The organism is Actinomadura gamaensis, assembly GCF_042652125.1.
GTDB lineage: Bacteria > Actinomycetota > Actinomycetes > Streptosporangiales > Streptosporangiaceae > Spirillospora > Spirillospora gamaensis.
This window is the reverse complement of record NZ_JBHSIT010000002.1, coordinates 390,109-413,270: the sequence shown is the minus strand read 5'-3', so window position 1 is coordinate 413,270 and position 23,162 is coordinate 390,109. Positions and strand designations below refer to the sequence as shown.

The window sequence follows — 23,162 nt, the reverse complement described above, 5'->3', positions numbered from 1 at the left end:
AGAATTCCTGCCATGAGCGGACACGTCGTGGGGCTGGCCGTGACCTCCGGGACGCCGGTGTTCGAGCTGGCCGTCCCGTGCGAGGTCTTCGGGACCGACCGCAGCGACCTGGTCGATCCCTGGTACGAGCTGAGGATGTGCGCCGCCGAGGCCGGTCCGCTGCCGTCCACCGGCGGGCTCAGCCTGCACGCCGGGCACCGCTTCGCCGACCTCCCCGACGCCGACACCGTCGTGGTCGCGGCGCTGGCGCGGCCCGCGCAGCTCGCCCCGCCGCCCGAGCTGGTCGCGGCGGTGCGCGAGGCGCACCGGCGGGGCCGTCGCATCGTCGCGCTCTGCACGGGCGCCTACGTCCTCGCCGCCGCCGGACTGCTGGACGGCCGCCGCGCGACCACGCACTGGATGAACGCCGGCGACTTCGCGCACCGCTTCCCCGCGGTGGAGCTCGACTCCTCGCCGCTCTACATCGACCACGGCGACGTGGTCACCACGGCGGGCTCGGGCGCCGCGATCGACGTGTGCCTGCACCTGCTGCGGCAGGACCACGGCGCGGCCGTCGCGGGCGAGGTGGCGCGCCGGATGGTCGTCCCGCCGCACCGCGAGGGCGGCCAGGCGCAGGTGACCCGTCCGGCGGTCGGCGGCGAGCGGGACGGCGACCTCGCGCCGGTGCTGCGCTGGGCGGCCGAGCGGCTGCACCTGCCGCTGACGGTGCCGCAGCTCGCGCGGGTCGCGCACCTGAGCGAGCGGACGCTGGCCCGGCGGTTCCGCGACACGCTCGGCATCACGCCGCTGCAATGGCTGCTCCAGCAGCGCGTCCGGCTCGCGCAGGAGCTGCTGGAGACGACCGACCTGCCGATCGAGGAGGTCGCCCGCGACACCGGCTTCGGCAACGCCGCCAACCTGCGCTACCACTTCGGGCGGGTGACCGGGGTGTCGCCGCAGTCGTACCGGCACGTGTTCCGCTACCGGGCGTCCGCCGCGCGGGCCGAGCACGCCCCGGCCCCGGCGACGCTCCCCCGCCCCGACCTGGTCGCCCAGAACTGACGCCGGGCTCGTCCTCCGGGGGCGCTCAGTCGACCGCGCCGAGCGTGATGCCTTCCACGATGTGCCGCTGCGCGGCGACCGCGACCAGCAGCACCGGGACGATCGCGATCAGCGACGCCGACATGATCAGGTTGTACTGGGTCTGCGTCGTCATCTGCGCCTGGAAGACCGCGAGGCCCTGCGAGATCACCTGCATCTTCGTGGTGTTCACGGCGATCAGCGGGAACAGGAAGTTGTTCCAGTTCTGGAGGAACAGGATGATGCCGAGCGCGGCCGTCGCGGGCCGCGCGAGCGGCGCGTACACCTGCCAGAAGATCCGCAGCTCGGACGCGCCGTCGATGCGGGCGGCCTCGGCGAGCTGGTGCGGCGCGCCGAGGAAGAACTGCCGGAACAGGAACGTCGCCAGGCCGGAGGCGATGTTCGGGACGATCAGCCCCTGGTAGGTGTTCAGCCAGTGCAGGTCGCCGAGGATCTGCGCGACCGGCACGATGATCGCGCTGAACGGGATCATCAGGCCGCTCAACGCGAGGACGAACAGCGTCCTGCGGCCGGGGAAGTCGAACATCGCGAACGCGTAGCCGGCGAGCATCCCGGCGGCGAGCTGGCCGGCCGTGGCGGCCACCGCGAAGACCACCGTGTTGACAAACCAGCGCGCGAACGGTGCCTTGCCCCAGGCGTCCGGGATGTTCGACCAGTGCCACTCGGTCGGCCAGAGCGGCGCGGCCGGGTTGATGATCTGCCCGTTGGACTTCACGGCGGTCAGCGCCATCCAGACCAGCGGGAACATGACGATGAGCACGGCGGCGGCGAGCAGCGCGTAGACCGCCGCGCGGTGGGCGAGGATCCTAGGCACGCTCGTCCCTCCGGCCCAGCACGGCGATCTGCAGCCCGGTGACCGCGAGGGACAGCAGGAACAGCACCATCCCCATCGCGTCGGCGCGGCCCGCGTCGAACTTGGCGAAGCCCTCGTCGTAGACGTAGTAGAGGGCGGTGCGGGTCGCGCCGTCCGGGCCGCCCGAGGTGAGGACGTAGATCTGGGTGAACGTCTGGAGCCCCGTCAGCGTCGTGACGACCAGGATGAGCAGGGTGTTGCGGCGCAGCATCGGCCACTGCATGTACCGGAAGCGCTGCCAGGCGCCCGCGCCGTCCACACCGGCCGCCTCCAGCACGTCCTGCGGGAGGGTCTTCAGCGCGGCCAGGTAGAGGATGACGTTCTGCCCGAAGAACTGCCAGGTGCCGAAGAGGATCACCATGGCCAGCGCGGGCCCCGGCCGGGAGACGAAGTCGATCTCGGCCAGGCCGAGCCCGGTCAGCAGCCGGTTGAGCAGCCCGAACCGGGGCGCGAACAGGTTCCCCCAGATGAGCGCGGTCGCGACGGCGGGCACGACGAGCGGGATGACGAACGGCGCGCGCAGCCGGCGCGCGCCGGGCACCTTCGCGTTCAGCAGCAGCGCGAGGACGAGCCCGAGCACCATCGTCAGCAGCACGAACGCCACGGTGTACTCGGCGGTGACGCCGAGCGCGTGTCCGCCGCCCTCGGCGAGCATCTCCCGGTAGTTGCGCAGCCCCACGAACCGCAGGGACGTCCCGAAGACGTTGCCCTTCTGCAGGCTGCGCCACCCGAGCATCGCCAGCGGCACGACGGAGAACACGACGGTCAGCAGGACCGTCGGCGCAACGAACAGGTACGCCAGGCCCCAGGTGCGCCGGTCGCCGCGCGGACGGCCGCGTCCCCGCGGTCGCCGGGCGTCTCGCGGACGACCCGCGCCGCGAACGCGACTGCCACCGGCGCGACCGGCGCGACCGGCGCGACCGGCGCGACCGGCGCGACCGGCGCGTCCGTCGCGACCGGCGCGTCCGTCGCGACCGGCGCGTCCGTCGCTTCGGACGCGACCGGCGTCCGGGGCGGCGGCCGGGCTCAGCCCTGCTCCTTGAGCGCCGAGTCGGCCTTGGCGGCGGCGTTCGCGAGGGCCTGCTGCGCCGTCTCCTGGCCGCGCAGCGCCTTGTTGATCTCGGTGTAGAGCGCCTCGGAGACCGCGTTGTAGGCCGGGGTCATCGGACGTCCCTTGCCGAACCCGAGGCTGTCGGCGAAGGTCCGGTAGTACGGGTCCTTGGCGATGTGCTCCTTCAGCTCCGGCTGCTGGAGCTGGTCCGGCGCGGACGGCAGGCCGCCGTTCACCGCCGCCAGGTGCGCGCCGACCTGCGGCGTCGCCAGGTACTTGATGAACTCGAGACCGGCCCGCTCCTGCGCCTTGGACGTCTTCAGCAGCGCCGCGACCTCCATGCCCACCGACGTGGACTGGCCCGCGTCACCGCGCGGCAGCGGCGCGACGCCGAAGTCGATCCCGGCCTTCTTGAAGGTGTCCACGGCCCACTGGCCGTTCGCCATCATCGACACGGTGCGGCTGGCGAACGCGGGTGCGCCGTCGAAGCTGCCCGCCTGCGCGAAGCTGGTGGTCGGCGCGGCCTTGGCGCCCATCAGGTCGAGCCACGTCTGGAGCGCCTTCACGCCCTGCGGGGAGTTGAACGCCGACTTCGAGCCGTCCGGGCTGAGCAGGTCGCCGCCGTTGGCGCGCAGCAGCGGCATCCACGCGAAGGTGATCCACTCGGCCTCGCCGAGCGGGACGTAGTAGCCGAACCGCTTCTTGGCCGGATCGGTCAGCTTCTTGGCGTCCTCGACGAGCTCGGTCCAGGTCGCGGGCGGCTGCGCGATACCGGCGTCCTTGAAGTCCTTCTTGTTGTAGAACAGCACGATGTCGCCGACGCCGGAGCGGGCGAAGCCGAGCTGCTCGCCCTTGTAGAACAGCGCGTCCTTGATGCCGGGATAGAGGCCGTCGGTCTGCTGCTTCAGGTCCCCGCCGAGCGGGATCAGCTTGCCGCTCTGCGCGATCTCCGGCAGGTCGGAGGCGTTCTGCGTGAGCAGGACGGTCGGCTGGGTGTTCGACTTGATCGCCGAGATGACCTTGGGGAGGTACTGGTCGGCGCTCGCGATGAACTGCCCCTTGGCGTGCAGCCCCGGATGCGCCCTGGCGAAGTCGGCGTCGATCTGGTTGATCTGGTCCGGCGTCCAGCTCGTCGTCCAGTAGGTGAACGTCGCCGGGCCGGGACCGCCTCCCCCGGGCGACTTGTCCGACGATCCGCCGCCGCACGCGGCGGCCAGCGACAGGGCGGCGACCACGGCGGCGGGTCGCAGGAATCGGAACGGCCGCTCAAGCATGGTGATCACTATCTAGGCCGGTCGGGGCAGCGTCAAGCGTCCCGCGGTGTGATCTCCCCCGGTTTGGTAGGAAATCATCGGAGGACCGTGAACCACACCGTGACGGGCGTTCCATGCCGGTCCGCCGGGGCGGCGGTGACGCGGTGCCGGCCGGGTGGCAGCGCCCCGGTGACGAACTCCTGCTCCTGGTTGACCGCGTAGTTGAAGGTGCCGCGCCGGTCGGTGACGCACGGGCGCGGCGCGCGGTGCGAGCCGTCCAGGGTCAGCCGCACCGACTCGCCCGCCCGCCAGCCCGACCCGTGGACGACGAACGTGGTCGAGCCGTCCCCGCGCGGCTGGTTCACCACCAGCTTCGGCGCCGTCCCCGGGCTCTCGCTCTCGCCGCCGGGCGGCGGTGGCGGGTCGCCGTCGCTCTGCCGCGTGAGCACGGGCCCGCGGTCCGGCGGATTCGAGGTGTCGCCGCCGGGCGTGAGGTAGCGCCCGAGCACCGCGCCGACGCCGATCAGGACGGCCGCGATCGCGGCGGCGGTCAGCGGCGTGGCCAGGCCGCCGGGCCGCTTCCGGCGGCCGTGCCCGCGCGTGCCGCGCTCGGAGTACGAGGCGTCCGTCCCGTACGGGTCGCGCTGCGGGAACGACCCGTCCGAGCCGTACTGGAGACCCATCCCTTGCGCGTCCGGCGGCCCGCCCCCGGTGGACGGCCCGCCCGCTTCGGGACGGGTGAGTTCCGATCCCGGATCAGTGCCCCGCCGCCCCTCGGCGCGGCCGTCCGAGCGAGCGCCGCCACGAGCGTTCGAGCGGGGGTCGGTGAAGCGGGACGGCTGAGTCAGGCGGACGGTCGGCCCGGCGCGGTGCGCGTCCACGACGGCGAGCGCGGCGGCGGGCAGGTAGGTGCGCGCGGGGTCGGGGCCGGTGTCGGCGCGCAGGCCCGGCGCGACCATCGCGACGATCTCCGCCGGGGTGGGACGGGCGCGCGGCGCGCGGGCGAGGCAGCCGCCGACGAGTTCGGCGAGACCGGGCGGGAGCCCGGCCAGGTCCGGGTCCTCGCCGAGGAGCTGCGCGACCAGTTCGAGCACGGTCCGGCCGGGGTAGGGGCCGTGCCCGGTCGCGGCGTACAGCAGCGTCGCGCCGAGCGAGTACACGTCGCTCGCGCTGGTCACGTCCCGGGTGCTGTGCGCCTGCTCGGGCGCCATGAACGCGGGCGTGCCGACGGTGGCGCGGCTGAGCGTCATCCCGGCGCGCTCGGCGATGCGCGCGAGGCCGAAGTCGATGACGCGCGGCCCGTCCGAGGCGACCAGCACGTTGGACGGCTTGAGATCGCGGTGCACGAGGCCCGCGGCGTGGATGGACTCCAGCGCCTCGGCGCATCCGGCCGCGAGCCACCGCACCGCGTCCACCGGCAGCGGGCCCGCCGCCTTGACGAGCCGCTCCAGCGACGGCGCGGGGACGAACGCGGTGGCCAGCCACGGCACCGGCGCGTCGGCGTCGGCGGCGATGACCGGCGCGGTGTACACGCCGCTGACCCGGCGGACGGCGCCGACCTCGCGCGCGAACCGCTCCCGGAAGTCGGGGTCGTCGGCGAGCGCCGCGTGCACGGTCTTGACCGCGACGAGCCGTCCGGCGGCGGAGCGGCCGAGGTAGACCCGGCCCATGGACCCCGCGCCCAGGCGGGCGAGGAGGGGGTAGGGACCGACCGTGCCCGGATCCCCTGCGCCCAGGGGGTCGAGCGAGCCGGCGGTTGCGTCCATCGCGCCTCCCGGCAGCACCTCGTCCCCATCCTGCGCACGCGGAGGTCACGGCGGGGTACCGGCCGGGCCGGGCGGCCGACTGCGGCCACGGTCGAACCACCACGACGGCCCTTACGTACGCGCCACGGGCCTTGCGTACGGCGGCGGCCGTCCCGGAGCGCGCTTCGGGACGGCCGCCGCGGCGCGCGGGGCGGCCTGCGTCAGGCGATGCTCTGCGGCACGTTCCAGGGGTTGTCGTCGCGCAGCGGCGGCGGCAGCAGCTCCTGGGGGCAGTTCTGGTAGGAGACCGGGCGCAGGAAGCGCTCGATCGCGGCCGTCCCGACCGAGGTGGACGCCGGGCCGACCGTCGCCGGGAACGGCCCGCCGTGCTGCATCGCGTGCGTGACCGACACGCCGGTCGGCCACTGGTTCCACAGGACGCGTCCGGCGCGGTCCGCGAGGACGGCGGCGAGCGCGCCGAGTCCCGCGGCCTCCTCCGGTTCGGCGTGCAGGGACGCGGTGAGCTGGCCGGGAAGCGCGGCGAGCGCGGCCGTCACGTCCTCGGTCCGCTCGTACAGGACGGCCAGGCCGAGCGGTCCGAAGCACTCCTCGGACGCGGCCTCCATGTCGGCGGTGAACGCGGCCAGGTCCATCGCGACCAGGCGCGGGGCGGTCGGGTCGTCCGGCCACACGATCGTCCGGGCGCCCGGACGGCCCGCCAGCGCCCGCGAGGCGCCCGTGAAGCCCTCGGCGATCCGGTCGTTCAGCATGGGCGCGGACGACGCGGCGCTGATCCGGGTGGCGACGGCGTCGAGCAGGTCGCCGTCCGCCGGGAGGAACGCCAGGCCGGGGTTGGTGCAGAACTGGCCCGCGCCCTGCGTCACCGACGCGGTGTAGCCGTCGGCGATCTCGTCCGTGCGCGCCTTGGCGGCGGCGGGCGTGACGACGACGGGGTTGACGCTGCCGAGCTCGCCGTAGAACGGGATCGGCAGCGGCCGTTCGGCGGCGATCCGCGCGAGCGCGAGGCCGCCGCGCTGGGATCCGGTGAACGCGGCGGCGGTGATCCCCGGGTGGCGGAGCGCCTCGACGCCCGCGTCCTCGCCCTCGATCAGCGCGAACACGCCGTCCGGCGCGCCCGCCTCGTGCAGCGCGGCCGAGACGATCTCGGCGGTGCGCCGGGACAGCCGGGGGTGGCCGGGGTGCGCCTTCACCACGACCGGGCAGCCCGCCGCCCACGCCGAGGCGGTGTCGCCGCCCGCGACGCTGAACGCGAACGGGAAGTTGCCGGCCGCGAACACCAGCACCGGGCCGAGGGCCGTCCGGTAACGGCGCAGGTCGGGGCGCGGGCCGGTGGGCCAGTCGGGGTCGGGACGGTCGATCCGGACGTCCAGGTAGCGTCCCTCGGCGACCTGCTCGGCGAACAGCTTGAGCTGGAACGTCGTGCGGGTCAGCTCGCCGTTCAGGCGGGCCGGGCCGAGGTGCGCCTCGGCGTCGGCGAGCCCGACCAGCTCCTCCCGGTGCGCCTCCAGCGCGCCGGCGACCGCGACCAGGGCCGACGAGCGGCTGCGCGGCGCGGCGGCCCACTCGGGCGCGGCCTCGGCCGCCGCCGCGACCACGGTGTCGACAGCGGACTCGCTCACGGGGTTCTCCCTTCGGGGTCGGACTGCGGGACGGCGTCCCCGGCGGAGCCGCGCTCCGCGGAGTGCCGGTACCCGTAGCAGGCGTACACGATCAGGCCCAGGACCATCCACACCGCGAACCGGACCCAGGTGACCCAGTCCAGGTTGGCGATCAGCCAGATCGCGAAGGCGATGCCGACGAGCGGGACGAGCGGCACCAGCGGCGTCCGGAACGAGCGCGGCAGGTCCGGACGGGTGCGGCGGAGCACCACCACCGCCGCCGAGACGACGATGAACGCCATCAGGATGCCGATGTTGGTGAGGTCGGCGGCCTCGCGGATGGGCAGCAGCCCGGCGATCACGGCCGAGCCGGCGCCGACGAGCCAGATCACCCGCGTCGGGACGGCGCGGGTCGCGTGGTTGCGGGCGAACCAGGCGGGCAGCAGGCCGTCCCGGCTCATCGAGAACCAGACGCGCGTCACGGCCAGCATGTTCGCCAGCGCGGAGGTCGTGATGCCGACGACCGCGCCGATCGCCACGACCGTCCCGAGCCAGGCGAACCCGACCGAGGCGAGCGCGCTGGAGAACGGGCTCTTGGTGTCGATCTCGGTGTACTTCACCATGCCGAGCAGCACCAGGCAGACCGCGATGTAGATGGCGGCCGCGATGACCAGCGAGATGACGATCGCGCGCGGCAGGACCTTCTTGGCCTCCGCGCTCTCCTCGGCGGCGGCGCTCATCGCGTCGTAGCCGTACACGGCGAAGAACGTGGTGGCCGCGCCGGAGATCGCGCCGCCGACGCCGAACGGCAGGAACGGCGTGTAGTTGCCGCCGGAGATGTGGAACGCCCCGACGACGATGACGAGCGCGACGATCGCGAGCTTCACCACGACCAGGACGGTCTCGAACCGGGCCGACTCCTTGGTGCCGCGCGACAGCACGAACGCCAGGAGCAGGCACAGCAGCGCGGCGAACAGGTCCACCTTGTGACCCGCGCCGGTGCCGGGCGCGCCGAGCATCCAGTCCGGCAGGTCCAGGCCCATCTGGCCGAACAGGTAGGACAGGTAGCCGGAGATCGCGATGGCGACGACCGCGACGATCGCGGTGTACTCCAGCAGGAGGTCCCAGCCGATCGCCCAGCCGACCAGCTCGCCGAGCGCCGCGTAGGAGTAGGTGTAGGCCGACCCGGCCTTCGGGATCATCCCGGCGAACTCGGCGTAGCACAGCGCCGCGGCGGCGCTGGCGACGATCGCGATGAGGAACGAGATCATGACGCCGGGTCCGGCGTCCTCGTGGGCGACGACGCCCGCGAGCGAGAACACGCCGGCGCCGACGAGGCCGCCGAGGCTGAGCGCGACGAGCTGCCACAGGCCCATCGTGCGGCGCAGCCCGCCGGCCTGCTCCGCCTCGGACGTGTCGACCGGCTTCAGCCGGAACACCCCGGACCGCGACAGCGGTCGCGGTGGCGGACCGGACCTGGTTTCGGGCATGAGTCGGGACATACGGGGCACCTCCGGGGAGGTCGAGGGGGTGGTGAACGGGTGGGGTCACCCGGAGAAGAAGCGCGCCGAGGGGCGCGTCAGAGGACGAAGCCCTCGGGGAAGGGGTCGCTCGGGTCGAGCGTGTAGGTGGCGGTCCCGGTGATCCAGGCCCGTCCGGAGAACTCGGGCAGGACGGCGGGCAGCCCGCCGACCTCGGCCGTGCCGACCAGGCGTCCGGTGAAGCTCGTGCCGATGAACGACTCGTTGACGAACTCGGTGTCCAGCGGAAGCTCGCCGCGCGCGTGCAGCTGCGCCATCCGCGCGGACGTCCCGGTGCCGCACGGCGACCGGTCGAACCAGCCGGGGTGGATCGCCATCGCGTTGCGGCTGCGTTCGGCGGTGGAGCCGGGCGCGAGGAACTGCACGTGCTTGCAGCCGCCGATCAGGGCGTCCTCGGGGTGGACGGGCCGGTTCTGTTCGTTGACGGCCTCCATGATGGCGAGCCCGGCCCGCAGGATCTCGTCCTTGCGCTCCCGCTCGAACGGCAGGCCGATCGAGTCGAGGTCGAGGATGGCGTAGAAGTTGCCCCCGTACGCCATGTCGTAGCGGACCGTCCCGTAGCCGGGGACGTCGACCTTCGCGTCCAGTTCGAGCGCGAAGGCGGGCACGTTCCGCAGCGTGACGCGCTCGGCGCGCCCGTCCCGGACGGCCACGCGCGCCTCGACCAGGCCCGCCGGGACGTCCAGCCGGACCACGGTCTCGGGTTCGGTGACCTCGACCATGCCGGTCTCGACCAGCACGGTCGCGACGCCGATCGTGCCGTGCCCGCACATCGGCAGGAACCCGCTCGCCTCGACGTAGACCACGCCCCAGTCGGCGTCCGCGCGCAGCGGCGGCTGGAGCAGCGCGCCGCTCATCGCGGCGTGCCCGCGCGGCTCGTTCATCAGGAAGCCGCGCAGCCCGTCCAGGTGCTCGATGGCGTGGCGGCGACGCTCGGCCATGGTCGCGCCGGGGATCGGCGCGACGCCTCCGGTGACGACGCGCGTCGGCATCCCCTCGGTGTGGGAGTCGACGGCGCTGATCGCGCGGGCGGCCCGCATCAGGCGGCCGCGCGCTGCCGCAGGGCGGCGATGGCGCGTTCCATGTCGGCGGTCACCCCGGCGCGGTGCTCGGGGGTGAGCGGGCCGCGCGGCGGGCGGCACGGGCCGCCGTACCGGCCGACCATCTCCATGCCGAGCTTGATGGCCTGGACGAACTCGGTGCGCGAGTCCCAGCGGAACGCGGCGACGAGCGGCTCGTACAGCGCCCGCGCCTCCTCCAGCTTCCCGGCGGTCGCGAGCTCGAACAGCTCGGCCGACTCGGCGGGGAACACGTTCGGGAAGCCCGCGAACCAGCCGGTCGCGCCCATCAGCAGCGCCTCCAGGGTCACGTCGTCGGCGCCCGCGACGACCTCCAGGCCGGGCGCCCGCTCCTTGATCTCCAGGACGCGCCGGACGTCGCCGGAGAACTCCTTCACCGCGACGATCCCGTCGATCTGCGCGATCTCGGCGAGCAGGCCGGGGGTGAGGTCCACCTTGGTGTCGATCGGGTTGTTGTAGGCCATCACCGGCAGCCCGGCGGACGCGACGGCCTCGTAGTGCGCGATGATCTCGCCGCGGTTGGCGCGGTACATGGTCGGCGGGAGGCAGAGGACGCCGTCCGCGCCGTCCTCGGCGGCGAGCTCGGCCCAGTGCTTCGCCTGGTGCGCGCCGGGGCCGTGCACCCCGACGACGACCACGCCGTCCTTCCCGACGGCCTCGATCGCGGTTTTGGCGACGCGGCGGCGCTCCTCGTCGGTCAGCGAGGAGTACTCGCCGAGCGACCCGTTCGGGCCGACGCCGCGGCAGCCGTTGTCGACCAGCCACCGGCAGTGCTCGGCGAACCGGTCGTAGTCCACGGCCAGCCCGGCGGGGGCGGACGCGTCCTCCCGGTACGGCAGGGCGGTCGCGACGATCACGCCGCCGAGGCTCTCCATCGTGTTCTCACCGCTCATCGGTGCTGTTCTCCTTCTCTTCGGGGGGCTGTCCGGGGGTCGCCGCCAGCTCGCCGAGCCGGATCGGCTGCGCGACCGGACGGCGGTGGTGGCTCGCGGACGCCAGTCCGGGCACGGCCCGGTCCGGCCGCCGACCGCACAGGTCGGCGACGGCGGGCCCGCACACGCGGGCCTGGCAGGGGCCGAGCCCGGCGCGGGTGCCGAGCTTCACGGCGCGCGCGGCGCCGGTGGCCGGGTCCTCGGCCGCGGCGCGGAGGGTCCCGTAGTCGGTCTCCTCGCAGCGGCAGATCAGGGTGTCGGGGCGCAGCCAGCCGGGCCAGCCGGTCCCGATCGGGTGCGCCGCGGCGAGCCGCGCGGCGAAGGCGCGGCCCTGGTCGCGGCGGCGGACGGCCGCGCGCACGGCCCGGTCGGACGGGTCGCCGCCCGCCGCCGTCCAGCCGGCGAGCAGGCCCTCGGCGCGCGCGGCGGGCGCGCCCGCGATGCCGGTGATCTCACCGGCCGCGTACACGCCGGGCGCGGTCGTGCGCTGCGCGCCGTCCACCTCGACGAAGCCGTCGCGCAGGCCGCATCCGGCGGCGACGGGCAGTTCGAGCTGCGGGCTGAAGCCGTGCGTCACGCACACCGCGTCCACCGCGACGGTGCGCTCGGTGCCGGGGACGGGCGTCCAGCCGGCGGTGAGCCGGGCGGTGACGACCTCCTCGACGCGGCCGTCGCCACGCGCCTCGACCACCGCGCGGCCGAGCCGGTAGGGGACGCGGTGCCGGGCGAGCAGGCCGGTGTACCCGGCCAGCTCGGCGGTCTTCCCGGCCTGCGCGGCCAGCTCCCACGGACGCCGCGCCCAGCCCCGCAGGACGGTCGGGGCGGCGTTGGCCTCCAGCACTTGGAGGACGTCCGACCCGGCCTCCAGCAGCGAGGCGGCGACCGGCAGCAGGAACGGCCCGGACCCGGCAACCACGACACGGTCGCCGACGACGACCCGCTCCCCCTTGGCGAGGGCCTGCGCGGCGCCGGCGGTGAAGACGCCGGGAAGCTCCCAGCCGGGGAACGGCAGGACGCGGTCGTGCGCCCCCGTCGCGAGGACGAGTGCGTCCGGTGCGAGGACATGGCGTTCGCGCCCGGCCCCGTCCGCGGGCCCGCGCAACACGTGGACCCACGGTGCGCTCGTGCCGTCGTCGGGGCGTTCGAGGGCCCATACGGCGCTGTCCGGCCACCACTCGGCGTTCGGGTGGGACTCCACATGGGCGCGGAGCCGCTGGAAGGCGTCCCAGCCGTGGTGCAGGCGGCCGTTGTCCTCGGCCTCGTACTCGGCCGGGAGCATCCGGTGGTACTGGCCGCCGGGCCGGTCCGACGCGTCGAGCAGCGTGACGCGGGCCCCGGCGCGCAGCGCGGCGGCAGCGGCGGCGAGCCCCGCCGGGCCCGCCCCGACGACCACGACGTGCCGCCGCGTCCCGGTGCCGCTCATCGCTCGTCCCCCGCCTCGCGCGACTGGGTGGTGACCACGTCGCCGTCGCGGACGCGGCGGCGGCAGGCCCGCACGTCGCGCTCGCCGTTCACCGTGACCAGGCAGTCGAAGCAGACGCCGATGCCGCAGAACACCCCGCGCGGCGCGCCGGACGGCGCGGTCCGCCAGGCGCGGCGGCCCGCGGCGAGCAGGACGCCCGCGACGGTCTGCCCGGCCGTCCCGGCGACCGGCTCGCCGTCCACGGTGATCTGGACCGGGGTCGCGCGCCGCCGGACGGCGTCCGTGCGCGCGGGGACGATGCGGGGGCTCACGCTGCTCCTTCGGTGGCGTCGGCGCCGAGGACGGCGGGGCGGTCGGCCCGGAACGGCTCCGGGTCGAGGGACGGCGCGGTCCCGGTGACCAGCTCGCGCAGCAGGCGGGCCGTCCCGGCCGAGAGGCCGATGCCCGCGCCCTCGTGGCCGGTGGCGTGCCAGAGGCCGGGCAGCCGCGGGTCCGGGCCGATGACCGGCAGGTGGTCCGGGACGTAGGGCCGGAACCCGCCGTACGCGCGCATCACCTGGACGCCCGCGAGGCGCGGGTAGAGCCGCAGCGCCTTGCGCGCGAGTTCGGCGAGGACGAACGGGCGGATCCGGTCGTCGAAGCCGACCCGGCGGCGGGACGAGCCGATCAGGATCGTCCCGGCGCGGGTGGACTCGACGACGCTGGAGGTCTGGAGGTCCTGCGAGCCGCTGCCGACCGCGCCGACGTAGTCGGCGTCGTAGACCTTGTGGAAGACGGTCGGCGGCAGCGGCGCGGTCACCAGCACCTCGCCGCGCCGGGGCCGCACGTCGATCGGCGCGCCCAGCCGGGCCGCGGTCTCCCCCGACCAGGGACCGGCGGCGTTCACGACGAGATCGGCGTCGATCACGCCCTGCGAGGTGCGCACGCCGGTCAGGCGGCTCCCCTCACGGCGGGGGCTTTCAGTGCGGACGCCGAGGAGCTCGCAGCCGGTGCGCAGGCCGGCGCCGTGGCGGAGGGCGTCGGCGAGCAGCGCGGTCGCCGCGCCGGACGGCTGGACCTGCGCGTCGTCCGGGTAGTGGACGGCGAGCGCGGCGTCGCGGGTGAGGTGGGGTTCGGCGGCGGCGAGGGCCGCGGCGTCCAGCGGCTCGGCGGTGACTCCGGCCTCGCGCTGGGCGGCGGCGAACTCCTCCAGCGCGCCCGCGCCGTCGGCGGTGGTCGCGACGACGATGCCGCCCTTGGCGTCCCATTCGACGCCGGCGGGTTCCGGCAGGCCGTCCAGGATCTCGGGCCACAGCCGCCGGGACAGCTTCGCCAGCTCCAGCTCCGGGCCGGGGCCCTTGTCGGACACCAGGACGTTGCCCTCGCCGTGCGCGGTCGTCCCGGCCGCGGGGCCGCCCCGGTCGAGGACGGTCACCACGAGCCCGGCCCGCGCCAGCTCGCGGGCGCAGGCGGCGCCGACGATTCCGGCGCCCACGACCACGACGCGCATGCGTTCCCTCCAGCTCGTTCGTTAAACCGAACGCTTCGGAGGCTACGACGCGCGTTCACGCCGTGTCAACGGTGCGGGGCGACCGGGTTCACGGAGTTTCGGCCAGGCAGGGCGGTCCGGCCTTGGCGGAGTGAAGGCGCTGGTCAGACCGGTACTGGAGGAGCAGCACCGAGCGCACCGGCCCGTCCAGCGCGGTGTAGCTGTGCGGCAGGAGGCCGTCGAAGCCGACGTAGTCGCCGGGGCCGAGCTCGACCTCCCGTCCGTCGACCCGAACGCCGAGCCGGCCGCCCTGCACGATGGTGTGCTCGGTGCCGACGTGGCCGAGCGAGTCCTGCCGGGAGCCGGCCCTGACCTGCTGGTCGTACACCTCGAAGATCGCGTCGCCGGACTCGATGCCGCGCAGCGGGCGCAGGTCCACCCCCGCGCCGCTCAGCACCTCGACCTGCGCGCCCCGCACGATGGTCAGCCCGTTCGGCCGCTCACTGTCCAGCAGGTCGGAGATGGGCACCTCCAGGGCCCGCGACAGGCTGAACACGGTCTCGATCGTCGGGTTGCCCGCGCCCGCCTCCAGCTGCGACAGCGTCGCCTTGCCGATCTTGGACCGGCGGGACAGCTCCGACAGCGACAACCCGCGTCCGGCGCGCGCCCGGCGGAGGTTCTCCGCCAGCATGTCGCGCACTGATTCGCTCACCCGCGTTCCCTTCGTCGTCCGGCCGGGCGGTCGGCACCCTACCGTCGTTCGCTTTACCGAACGAGTATAGGACGGGCCGTCCGGACGCCCCCGCGGGCGCCCGGACGGCCCGGACGAGGGTCACCAGGGCAGCGGCCCCTCGGCGTCGAAGTAGCCGCCGGTCGGCCCGTCCGGCCCGATCTGCGCCATCCGGACGATGATCTCCGCGCCCTCCTCCACCGTCTGGTGCCCGGTGCGGTGGTTGAGGTCGGTCGCGGTGTAGCCCGGCTCGACCACGTTGATCCGCATCTGCGGGAACGCGTGCGCGTACCGCAGCGTGATCATGTTGATCGCGGTCTTGGACGCCGGGTAGGCCACGCCCGGGTAGTCGTGGTGCGGGGTGCCGGGGACCTGCGCCTTGGTCAGCGAGGCGAGGCCGCTGCCGACGTTCACGATGACGGGGGCCTCCGACCGCTGGAGCAGCGGCAGGAACGCGTGCGTGACCCGCACCACGCCGAACACGTTGGTCTCGAAGACCGCGCGGAGGTCGTCGGCCGTCAGCTCGGCCGCGCCGGGCACCTCGCCGTTCGGCCGGCGCCACTCGACGCCCGCGTTGTTGACCAGCACGTCCAGCCCGCCGTCCGCCTCGATCGTCTTGGCCGCGGCGTCCACGGACGCGTCGTCGGTCACGTCCAGCAGGACGAACCGCGCGCCCAGCCGCTCGGCCGCCGCGCGTCCCCGCCCGGCGTCCCGCGCTCCCACGTAGACGGTGTGGCCCGCCTCGACGAGCCGCCGCGCGGTCTCGTAGCCCAGGCCCTTGTTCGCTCCGGTGATCAGTGTCGTCGTCATGGCTCCAGGTTTCCGCCGCGCGGCGGGGCCGGACAGTCGTCCGTTCTTCCTGGGACCAGCGGTACCAGGAAGCGCTCCCGGCGGCCGGGCAGACTGGGGGCATGGCGACCACGGATTTCGGCCGGGCGGTGCGCGTGTGGCGCGACCGCGTCCAGCCCGAGGCGGCGGGGCTCCCGGCGGGCGGGCAGCGGCGCGCGGCGGGCCTGCGGCGCGAGGAGCTGGCGATGCTGGCCGGGATCTCGGTGGACTACGTGACCCGGCTCGAACAGGGCCGCGCGACGAACCCGTCCGCGCAGGTCGTGGAGGCGCTGGCGCGGGCGCTGCGGCTGTCGGGCGCGGAGCGCGAGCACCTGTTCCGGCTGGCCGGGCTCGTCCCGCCCGGCCCCGACACCGTGCCCGCCTTCATCACCCCGGGCGTCCACCGGCTGCTGGACCGGATGGCCGGGACGCCGGTCGTGGTCCACGACGCCGCCTGGAACCTGCTGCTCGCGAACCCGCCGTGGGCGGCGCTGATGGGCGACCCGTCCGGGTGGCGCGGGAACGAGCGGAACGTCCTGTGGCGGCACTTCGTGGGTCCGGGCGGCTTCGCCCGGCACACCCCCGAGACGCTGCTGGAGTTCCAGACCGCGCTGGTCAGCGACCTGCGGAAGGCGGCGGCCCGCTATCCGGCCGACCGGAGGCTGCGCACGCTGATCGCGGAGCTGCGGGCGGCCAGCGAGCGGTTCGCCCGGCTGTGGGACTCCGGCGTCGTGCGCGAGCACGAGGTGTCCCGCAAGGTCATCGACCATCCGCGGGTCGGAACGATCACGCTCGACTGCGACATGTTCACCGTGACCGGTGCCGACCTGCGCGTCATGCTCTACACGGCCGAGCCGGGCACCGAGGACGCGGAGAAGCTCGAACTGCTCACCGTCCTCGGCACCCAGGCCCTGACCGGCTGACGCCGGCCGGCCGGCCGGTCGCGGAGAGCGGCCGTCACGGACGCTTGGCCACCATCGTCAGCAGGTCGTACTTGGCGACCGACTCGCCCTTCTGGTTCGTGACGTCCACGTCCCAGCGGACCTCGCCGTGACCCGCGCCCTCGCGCGGCGTCAGCTGCTTGGCGGTCAACGTGGCGGTCACCTCGTCGCCGGGGTAGACCGGCGTCAGGAACCGCAGGTTCTCCAGCCCGTAGTTCGCCAGGACCGGACCGGGGGCCGGGTCGACGAACAGCCCGGCGGCGAACGACAGCACCAGGTAGCCGTGCGCGACCCGGCCGTCGAAGAACGGGTTGGCGCGGGCCGCATCCTCGTCCATGTGCGCGTAGAACGTGTCGCCGGTGAACTCGGCGAAGTGCTCCACGTCCTCCAGCGTGACGCGGCGCGGGCCGGCGACGACGGTGTCGCCGACGCGCAGGTCCTCCAGGTGCTTGCGGAACGGGTGGTCGGCGGTGACCGTCCGCTCCGTCCCCGGCACCCAGCGGCCGGTGATCGCGGTCAGCGTCGCCGGGTCGGCCTGCACCGCGGTGCGCTGCATGTGGTGCAGGACGCCGCGCACGCCGCCCATCTCCTCGCCGCCCCCGGCGCGTCCGGGACCGCCGTGGACGAGCATCGGCAGCGGCGAGCCGTGGCCCGTGGACTCCCCGGCGTCGGTGCCGTTCAGCACCAGCAGGCGGCCGTGCCAGGGCGCGAGGCCGAGGACGACCGTCCGGGCGAAGCCGGTGTCGGCCGACACGATCGACCCGGCGAGGCTGCCCCGGCCGCGCGCGGCCAGCTCGACCGCCTGCTCCGCGCCCTCGTAGGGGATGAGCGTCGACACCGGGCCGAACGCCTCGATCTCGTGCGGCTCGGCGCGGCCGGGGTCGTCGGCGCGCAGCAGGATCGGCGACATGAACGCGCCGCGCTCGGCGTCGGCGTCCACGACGTCCACCCGCTCGGGGTCGCCGAACAGGACGGTCCCGGCGTCGAGCAGGCCCTTGAGCGAGCGGCGGACCTCCTCGCGCTGCTCCAGCGTGGCGAGCGCGCCCATCCGGACGTCCGGGTTCGCCGGGTTGCCGACGGTGACCTTCGCCAGCCGCGCGCGGACGGCCTCCGCGACGTCCTCCAGCCGGTCGGCGGGCACGAGCGCGCGCCGGATCGCCGTGCACTTCTGCCCGGCCTTCACCGTCATCTCGGCGACGAGCTGTTTGACGTACAGGTCGAACTCCAGCGTGCCGGGCGCGGCGTCCGGGCCGAGGATCGAGCAGTTCAGCGAGTCGGCCTCGGCGTTGAACCGCACCGACCGGCGGACGATCGCCGGGTGCGCGCGCAGCCGCGCGGCGGTGTCGGCGGAGCCGGTGAACGCGACGACGTCCTGCTCGGTGACGTGGTCGAGCAGGTCGCCCGCCTCGCCGGTGAGGAGCTGGACGGACCCCTCGGGCAGGATCCCCGACTCGACGATCAGCTCGACCAGCCGCGCGGTCAGGTACGCGGTCTGCTCGGCGGGCTTGACGAGGCTCGGCATCCCGGCGAGGAAGGCCGGGGCGAGCTTCTCCAGCGGCCCCCACACCGGGAAGTTGAACGCGTTGATCTGGACGGCGACGCCGTGCAGCGGCGTGCAGAGGTGCTGGGCGAGGAACGTCCCGGCCTTGCCGAGCGGCTCGACCGGGCCGTCCACCAGGACGGTGTCGTTCGGCAGCTCGCGGCGGCCCTTGCTGGAGAAGGTGAACAGGACGCCGATGCCGCCGTCCACGTCGAACTTGGAGTCGGCGAGCGTCGCGCCCGTCCGGGTGGACAGCGCGTACAGCTCCTCGCGGTGCTCGCGCAGGTGCGAGGCGAGCGCCTTCAGCAGCGCGGCGCGCTGGTGGAAGGTCAGCTCGCGGAGGGCGGGACCGCCGACGCGGCGTCCGTAGTCGAGGGCGGCGGCGCGGTCGAGGCCCTCGGTGGACAGCCGCGCGACCTCCTCGCCGGTCGCGGCGTCCCGGAGGGGCACGCCCTCGCCGCCCCCCTCCTGCCAGGAACCGGACAGATAGCTGCGCAGCACGCTCACGGGACCTCCTCGTCCGCGCCGGGGGCGGCCGGGCCGCCGGCCCCCGCGATACCGACCGAACGTTCAGTATCTTCACCCCGCCGCGCCGCCCGTGTCGAGCGTTCCGCCGCCCCCGTTCCCCGTTTCCGCCGCCGACCTGCCCAAACGCCGCCGCCCGCGACATGCCACACTGATGACCATGATCTACGCCGCCGATGACGAGCGCTACGACCGGATGGACTACCGACGCTGCGGACGCAGCGGCCTCAAGCTGCCCGCGATCTCGCTCGGGCTCTGGCACAACTTCGGCGACGACCGCCCGCTGGACGTCCAGCGGGCGATCCTGCGGCGCGCCTTCGACCTCGGCGTCACCCACTTCGACCTGGCCAACAACTACGGCCCGCCGTACGGCTCGGCCGAGAGGAACTTCGGCCGCCTCTTCCGCGAGGACTTCGCCCCCTACCGGGACGAGCTGATCATCTCCACCAAGGCGGGCTACGACATGTGGCCCGGCCCCTACGGCGAATGGGGCTCGCGCAAGTACCTGCTCGCCAGCCTCGACCAGTCCCTCTCCCGCATGGGCCTGGACTACGTGGACATCTTCTACAGCCACCGCTTCGACCCCGAGACGCCCCTCGAAGAGACGATGGGCGCGCTCGACCACGCCGTCCGCTCGGGGAAGGCGCTGTACGCGGGCATCTCGTCCTACTCCCCCGAGCGCACCGCCGAGGCCGCCGAGATCCTGCGCGAGATGGGCACGCCGCTGCTCATCCACCAGCCGTCCTACTCGATGCTGAACCGCTGGATCGAGGGCGGCCTCCTGGACGTCCTGGACGACCGAGGCGTCGGCTGCATCGCCTTCTCGCCGCTCGCGCAGGGCATGCTCACCGACAAGTACCTCGGCGGCATCCCCGAGGGATCCCGCGCGAGCCAGGGCAAGTCCCTCTCCCCCGACCTGCTGACCGACGAGGCCCTCCACCACATCCGCGCCCTGAACGAGATCGCCCGCTCCCGCGGCCAGTCCCTCGCCCAGATGGCCCTCGCCTGGACTCTCCGCGACCGCCGCGTCACCTCCGCCCTCATCGGCGCGAGCAGCGTGGCCCAGCTGGAGAACAGCCTGGCCAGCCTCGGCAACCAGACCTTCACTCCGGAGGAGCTGGCCGCCATCGACCGCGACGCGGTGGAGGCCGGCATCAACATCTGGTCCACCTCCAGCGCGACCTGACCGCCGCTCCGCTACTCCTCCGGCGTCCGGACGTTCCAGGCGCGCTCGGCCGTTTCCGGGTCGGAGGAGTCGCGGAGGCGGACGAGCGGAGCGCGCCATTCGGGGGGCCAGCCGGCGTCGCCGCCGCCTCGGCGGACGAGGCGCAGAGCCAGGAGGCGGGCCGCGGTGTGGCCGCGGTCGATGAGGGCGTGGACGGTCGGCAGCAGCTCGGACGAGACCGCGCCGCCGCTGTAGGGGCCGCCGATGACGAGGTGTCCGCACTGCTCGTTCGCCAGGACGGGACGGTCGCGGAGGAGGTCGGCCAGGGCGAGCAGGTCGGAGGAGAGGTCGGCGGCGCGCCGGCACCGGGCTTCGATCAGCGCGAGGAGCAGGTCGGCGGCCGTGCCGGTCTGGAGCGGGTGCCTCGCCAGGAGGGCGATCGCGTCGCGGAGCAGCGGGTCGAGTCCTTCGTCGTCGGCGGATCGGCGCGCCAGGTGCTCCAGGGCCTTGGCGAGGTCGTGCACTCGGCGGCGGACGCGGGTCTCCGGCGCCAGGCGCGCGAGGACGTCCAGGACCTCGCGCCGCACCACGCCGACCTCGACGAGGGTCGCCAGCACTTGCGCCTGGCCGTCGCCGGACGGGTCGTCCGGGTCGGACGCGGCGGCCAGCGTCCCGGCGTGGCCGTCCGGATACCAGCGTCCCCAGGCGGCGAACGCCTTGCGGCCCCGGAACCGGACTCCCGGCTGGTCGGCGGCGTCCAGGCACGCTCTGATCAGCGTCGCCATGGCCGGGCGCGCCGCTGCCGGGTACTCGGCCGGCGACGCTTGGAAGAGCGTCCGCAGCATCTCCTCGGAGGGATGGTCGCGCGGAGCCTCGGCGAGGGCTTCGAGCGCACGCGGATCGTCCGGGAACAGGCGCAGGGCCACTGCCACGGCCACGCGCACGTCGCGGTGCAGATTCGGCTCCCGCCAGGTGTCGAGCAGGGCGTCCAGCGCGCCGGGCGGACGGTGCCGTTCCAGCAGCCTGGCCGCCTGCTTGCGGACGGTGACCTTGGTGTCCGGCGAGGCCAGCGCGGCCGTGAGGGCCGGGCCGAGGACCGACGGGCGGACGCGTCCGGCGCACCGGGCCAGTCCCGCGACGGCGACGGCCGACGCGGGGCCTCGCGCCCGGTCGAACAGCAAGGGCAGGGCTTCCGGATGGCGCGCCGCCGCTTCGAGCGCCGTCTCGGCCGGCACGCCCTCGGACTCCAGCGCCCGGGCGCGCAGTTCGGAGAGCCCGCCGGGCAGGCGGCCCAGGGAGGCCAGCGCCCGCATTCGCGCGGTCACGTCGAACGCCTCGTCGCGGGCCGCGGCGTCCAGGCTCCGCCGGGCGGCGCGGAGCTGGGCCGGCGTCCAGCGGCCGGGACGGACACCTGCGAGCTCCGGGATCCACGGGCGAAAGCGGTTGTGCGGATCGGGGGTGAGGGTCAGCAGGTCGGTGCGCCGGTTCGCGACGGTTCGCCAGACGGCGGGGAGCGCGATCGTGGACGGGTCGTCCGCGAGGAGGTCGGCGGCGCGTTCCGGATGGTCCTTGATGAGCAGGTGTGCCGCGACCGCGCCGAGGGTTTCGGGGGCCTCCCGGACGGCTGTCCGCAACTCGTCCTCAAGGCCGGTCGGACGGCGGCCGAAGGACGACGCGACAGCGATCAGCACCTCGTGGTCGCCGCGTTCGCGAGCCGCGCGCAGGTGCGGAGCGAACGCCGCGAGCAGCGCCGCCTCGCCGCCCTTCGGAACGGCCCGGTCCAGGCGGTGATCGTCGGGCCGGACCGCCGGGCGGCCCCGGCGCCGGGACCAGCGCGGCGGCGGCGCGGCCTCGGCGGGACGGAGCGCGTCGGCGCCGAAACGGCCGAGCAGGTCGGCGAGGGCGCCGATCGCCCACGCGGTGAGCGCGGGGTGGCCGGTCCGGTGGCGCAGGACGCGGACGGCGAGGCGGCGGACGGCCCGGACCGTGCCCTGCGAGGTGTCGCGCGCCTCGGTGACCGCCGTGGTCAGCGCGCGCAGCGGTTCCGCGCAGGCGTCCGACAGCGCGCGCGGGCTGAGCGCGGTGACGGCGTCGAACAGTTCGGCCCGCAGCGGGTCCGGTTCGTTCAGCACGCGCCGAACGATCTCCGCCAGCCGCTCGGCGACCAGCGCGGGATCGCCCGTCCGGGCGGCGTTGGCGAGCAGCAGCGTCCGGGCGAGGCCGCGCCGCCGTGGGTCCCCGGCCAAGGACGCCTCGACCAGCGTTACGGCGGCCTCGTCGTGCGGCAGGTAGGACGTGAGGCGCAGCGGAATGTCGGGATTGTCCAGGCGGTCGCGGGACGAGTGCCAGACTGACGCGTGCCATTCCAGCAGGCGCCGGGCCTCGCGGGCGGCCAGGTCCGGGGACAGCCACGGCAGCAGCGGCATGACCCTCCACGCGCTCACCGAGCCGCCCAGCTTGTCGACGCTCAGCCGGAAGGCGACGTCGCGGCGGGCGGGCGGCAGGCCGGCGAGGACGGCCCCGCCGGTGTGACCGCGACGCATCAGGCGATCGGCGACCTCGTCGTCCGGGCAGTGCCGCGGATCGAGCAGGCCGGCCGTCCGCCGCTCGCCGGAGACGATCTCGGCGAAGCGCGCGGGTTCCGCGCGATGGAGCGCGTTCACCATCTGCCCCGGCAGGATCCGGGTCTCCCGCAGCAGGCCGGTGCGGGCGAGCACGTCCAGCGTGTGCCGGGGCCGTGCCCGAGCGGCCGCGGCGAGGCCGGTCCGCCGCCTCCGGAGCCAGATCCAGCGGTTCGCGTCGTCGGCACCGAGTTCGTGTTCGGCCAGGTCGAGGAAGGCGCCGGGATGCCGGGCGGCCAGCGCGCGCCACATCGTGGCGGCGTGCGCGAGGTCCGGCAGCAGGCGCGCGACGGTCTCGGCGGAACAGGCGGGGAGCAGCGCGGCGGCCTCGCGGTCCCCGTACAGAGCGCGCATCTCCGGCAGGAGCCGGTCCGCCAGGGACGTCCGGCGCGCGTGGAGAAGCGTCCGGTAGACCGCGCGCCGCAGTTCGGTCGGCGCGTCGTCGAGGACGGGCACCACGGCGTCGTCCGGAACGGGCAGGGTCCGGACGGCCCGGAGCGCGGACCGGCGCAGGTCCAGGTCCGGCCCGGCCAGGACGGCGGCGACGAACGGCAGGTCGCGCGCGGCCATCGCCATGTGCAGCGCGAGGTGCCGTTCGTACCGTCCGCGGGTGGAGAGTTCGGCGAGCAGCGCGCCGAGTCCGGGTGTCCCGGCGAGCCGCCGGGCGTGCAGGGCCAGCGCGCCCATGCGGTGCGGGAAGGCCAGGGGTTCTACGTCGGCGAGCAGCGCGTCGGCTGCGCGGGGGCTCAACGGCCCGGGCGGAGACCG

18 protein-coding genes are annotated in these 23,162 nt (G+C 74.8%); 3 read left to right on the top strand and 15 right to left on the bottom strand.

Annotated features, from left to right (window positions below; all coding sequences use genetic code 11):
- Nucleotides 1-12 precede the first annotated feature (12 nt).
- Nucleotides 13-1,041 (top strand): GlxA family transcriptional regulator, encoded by a 1,029-nt coding sequence (locus tag ACFPCY_RS07755; protein WP_378252947.1) that lies wholly within the window; start codon nucleotides 13-15, stop codon nucleotides 1,039-1,041.
- A 25-nt stretch (nucleotides 1,042-1,066) separates the two neighbouring features.
- Here the strand turns inward: ACFPCY_RS07755 and ACFPCY_RS07750 are convergent, their stop codons facing one another.
- From ACFPCY_RS07750 to ACFPCY_RS07690, 13 genes are all read right to left on the bottom strand, one after another.
- Nucleotides 1,067-1,894 (bottom strand): carbohydrate ABC transporter permease, encoded by an 828-nt coding sequence (locus ACFPCY_RS07750; RefSeq protein ID WP_378252946.1) that lies wholly within the window; start codon nucleotides 1,892-1,894, stop codon nucleotides 1,067-1,069.
- Complete coding sequence (locus ACFPCY_RS07745; RefSeq protein ID WP_378252945.1) at nucleotides 1,887-2,693, bottom strand: carbohydrate ABC transporter permease; 807 nt, start codon at nucleotides 2,691-2,693, stop codon at nucleotides 1,887-1,889. Before ACFPCY_RS07745 ends, ACFPCY_RS07750 begins: the two co-directional genes overlap by 8 nt.
- A 266-nt stretch (nucleotides 2,694-2,959) precedes the next feature.
- On the bottom strand, nucleotides 2,960-4,258 hold the full coding sequence (locus tag ACFPCY_RS07740; RefSeq protein WP_378252944.1) for an extracellular solute-binding protein: 1,299 nt from the start codon (nucleotides 4,256-4,258) through the stop codon (nucleotides 2,960-2,962).
- A 74-nt stretch (nucleotides 4,259-4,332) separates the two neighbouring features.
- Nucleotides 4,333-6,003, bottom strand: coding sequence for a serine/threonine-protein kinase (locus tag ACFPCY_RS07735; protein WP_378252943.1), 1,671 nt, complete (start codon nucleotides 6,001-6,003; stop codon nucleotides 4,333-4,335).
- Between the two features lie 200 nt (nucleotides 6,004-6,203).
- The gene (locus ACFPCY_RS07730; protein ID WP_378252942.1) at nucleotides 6,204-7,622 is read right to left on the bottom strand and encodes an aldehyde dehydrogenase (NADP(+)); all 1,419 of its coding nucleotides are present in this window, start codon (nucleotides 7,620-7,622) and stop codon (nucleotides 6,204-6,206) included.
- Nucleotides 7,619-9,103: an amino acid permease gene (locus ACFPCY_RS07725; protein WP_378252941.1), complete on the bottom strand. Its 1,485-nt coding sequence runs from the start codon at nucleotides 9,101-9,103 to the stop codon at nucleotides 7,619-7,621. Before ACFPCY_RS07725 ends, ACFPCY_RS07730 begins: the two co-directional genes overlap by 4 nt.
- A 77-nt stretch (nucleotides 9,104-9,180) precedes the next feature.
- Nucleotides 9,181-10,182 (bottom strand): proline racemase family protein, encoded by a 1,002-nt coding sequence (locus ACFPCY_RS07720; protein WP_378252940.1) that lies wholly within the window; start codon nucleotides 10,180-10,182, stop codon nucleotides 9,181-9,183.
- The gene (locus ACFPCY_RS07715; RefSeq protein WP_378252939.1) at nucleotides 10,182-11,114 is read right to left on the bottom strand and encodes a dihydrodipicolinate synthase family protein; all 933 of its coding nucleotides are present in this window, start codon (nucleotides 11,112-11,114) and stop codon (nucleotides 10,182-10,184) included. The genes ACFPCY_RS07720 and ACFPCY_RS07715 overlap by 1 nt, the downstream gene beginning before the upstream one ends.
- Complete coding sequence (locus ACFPCY_RS07710; RefSeq protein ID WP_378252938.1) at nucleotides 11,104-12,576, bottom strand: FAD/NAD(P)-dependent oxidoreductase; 1,473 nt, start codon at nucleotides 12,574-12,576, stop codon at nucleotides 11,104-11,106. Before ACFPCY_RS07710 ends, ACFPCY_RS07715 begins: the two co-directional genes overlap by 11 nt.
- Complete coding sequence (locus ACFPCY_RS07705) at nucleotides 12,573-12,887, bottom strand: (2Fe-2S)-binding protein (protein ID WP_378252937.1); 315 nt, start codon at nucleotides 12,885-12,887, stop codon at nucleotides 12,573-12,575. The genes ACFPCY_RS07710 and ACFPCY_RS07705 overlap by 4 nt, the downstream gene beginning before the upstream one ends.
- Nucleotides 12,884-14,065: an NAD(P)/FAD-dependent oxidoreductase gene (locus ACFPCY_RS07700; protein WP_378252936.1), complete on the bottom strand. Its 1,182-nt coding sequence runs from the start codon at nucleotides 14,063-14,065 to the stop codon at nucleotides 12,884-12,886. Before ACFPCY_RS07700 ends, ACFPCY_RS07705 begins: the two co-directional genes overlap by 4 nt.
- 88 nt (nucleotides 14,066-14,153) lie before the next feature.
- Nucleotides 14,154-14,756 carry a helix-turn-helix domain-containing protein gene (locus ACFPCY_RS07695; protein WP_378252935.1) on the bottom strand — a complete coding sequence of 201 codons (603 nt, stop codon included), beginning with the start codon at nucleotides 14,754-14,756 and terminating at the stop codon, nucleotides 14,154-14,156.
- Between the two features lie 120 nt (nucleotides 14,757-14,876).
- Nucleotides 14,877-15,584, bottom strand: coding sequence for an SDR family NAD(P)-dependent oxidoreductase (locus ACFPCY_RS07690; protein ID WP_378252934.1), 708 nt, complete (start codon nucleotides 15,582-15,584; stop codon nucleotides 14,877-14,879).
- A gap of 101 nt (nucleotides 15,585-15,685) precedes the next feature.
- Here ACFPCY_RS07690 and ACFPCY_RS07685 point away from each other — a divergent pair, with 101 nt between their 5' ends.
- On the top strand, nucleotides 15,686-16,525 hold the full coding sequence (locus tag ACFPCY_RS07685; protein ID WP_378252933.1) for a helix-turn-helix transcriptional regulator: 840 nt from the start codon (nucleotides 15,686-15,688) through the stop codon (nucleotides 16,523-16,525).
- A 34-nt stretch (nucleotides 16,526-16,559) separates the two neighbouring features.
- Here the strand turns inward: ACFPCY_RS07685 and paaZ are convergent, their stop codons facing one another.
- Nucleotides 16,560-18,590: a phenylacetic acid degradation bifunctional protein PaaZ gene (gene paaZ / locus ACFPCY_RS07680; RefSeq protein WP_378252932.1), complete on the bottom strand. Its 2,031-nt coding sequence runs from the start codon at nucleotides 18,588-18,590 to the stop codon at nucleotides 16,560-16,562.
- Nucleotides 18,591-18,768: 178 nt separating this feature from the next.
- Here paaZ and mgrA point away from each other — a divergent pair, with 178 nt between their 5' ends.
- Nucleotides 18,769-19,794 carry an L-glyceraldehyde 3-phosphate reductase gene (mgrA, locus tag ACFPCY_RS07675; protein ID WP_378253767.1) on the top strand — a complete coding sequence of 342 codons (1,026 nt, stop codon included), beginning with the start codon at nucleotides 18,769-18,771 and terminating at the stop codon, nucleotides 19,792-19,794.
- A gap of 11 nt (nucleotides 19,795-19,805) precedes the next feature.
- On the opposite strand, the gene ACFPCY_RS07670 is transcribed toward mgrA, so the two are convergent.
- A complete protein-coding gene (locus ACFPCY_RS07670) occupies nucleotides 19,806-23,144 on the bottom strand; it encodes a hypothetical protein (RefSeq protein ID WP_378252931.1) in 3,339 nt (1,112 codons plus the stop codon).
- Between the last annotated feature and the right edge of the window lie 18 nt (nucleotides 23,145-23,162).

Bases quoted from the DNA above. Each gene is read 5' to 3' on its own strand.
- ACFPCY_RS07685 (WP_378252933.1), top strand. From the start codon at position 15,686: ATGGCGACCACGGATTTCGGCCGGGCGGTGCGCGTGTGGCGCGACCGC.
- mgrA (WP_378253767.1), top strand. From the start codon at position 18,769: ATGATCTACGCCGCCGATGACGAGCGCTACGACCGGATGGACTACCGA.
- ACFPCY_RS07690 (WP_378252934.1), bottom strand. From the start codon at position 15,584: ATGACGACGACACTGATCACCGGAGCGAACAAGGGCCTGGGCTACGAG.
- ACFPCY_RS07715 (WP_378252939.1), bottom strand. From the start codon at position 11,114: ATGAGCGGTGAGAACACGATGGAGAGCCTCGGCGGCGTGATCGTCGCG.
- ACFPCY_RS07755 (WP_378252947.1), top strand. From the start codon at position 13: ATGAGCGGACACGTCGTGGGGCTGGCCGTGACCTCCGGGACGCCGGTG.
- ACFPCY_RS07735 (WP_378252943.1), bottom strand. From the start codon at position 6,003: ATGGACGCAACCGCCGGCTCGCTCGACCCCCTGGGCGCAGGGGATCCG.
- ACFPCY_RS07725 (WP_378252941.1), bottom strand. From the start codon at position 9,103: ATGTCCCGACTCATGCCCGAAACCAGGTCCGGTCCGCCACCGCGACCG.
- ACFPCY_RS07700 (WP_378252936.1), bottom strand. From the start codon at position 14,065: ATGCGCGTCGTGGTCGTGGGCGCCGGAATCGTCGGCGCCGCCTGCGCC.
- ACFPCY_RS07740 (WP_378252944.1), bottom strand. From the start codon at position 4,258: ATGCTTGAGCGGCCGTTCCGATTCCTGCGACCCGCCGCCGTGGTCGCC.
- ACFPCY_RS07710 (WP_378252938.1), bottom strand. From the start codon at position 12,576: ATGAGCGGCACCGGGACGCGGCGGCACGTCGTGGTCGTCGGGGCGGGC.
- ACFPCY_RS07720 (WP_378252940.1), bottom strand. From the start codon at position 10,182: ATGCGGGCCGCCCGCGCGATCAGCGCCGTCGACTCCCACACCGAGGGG.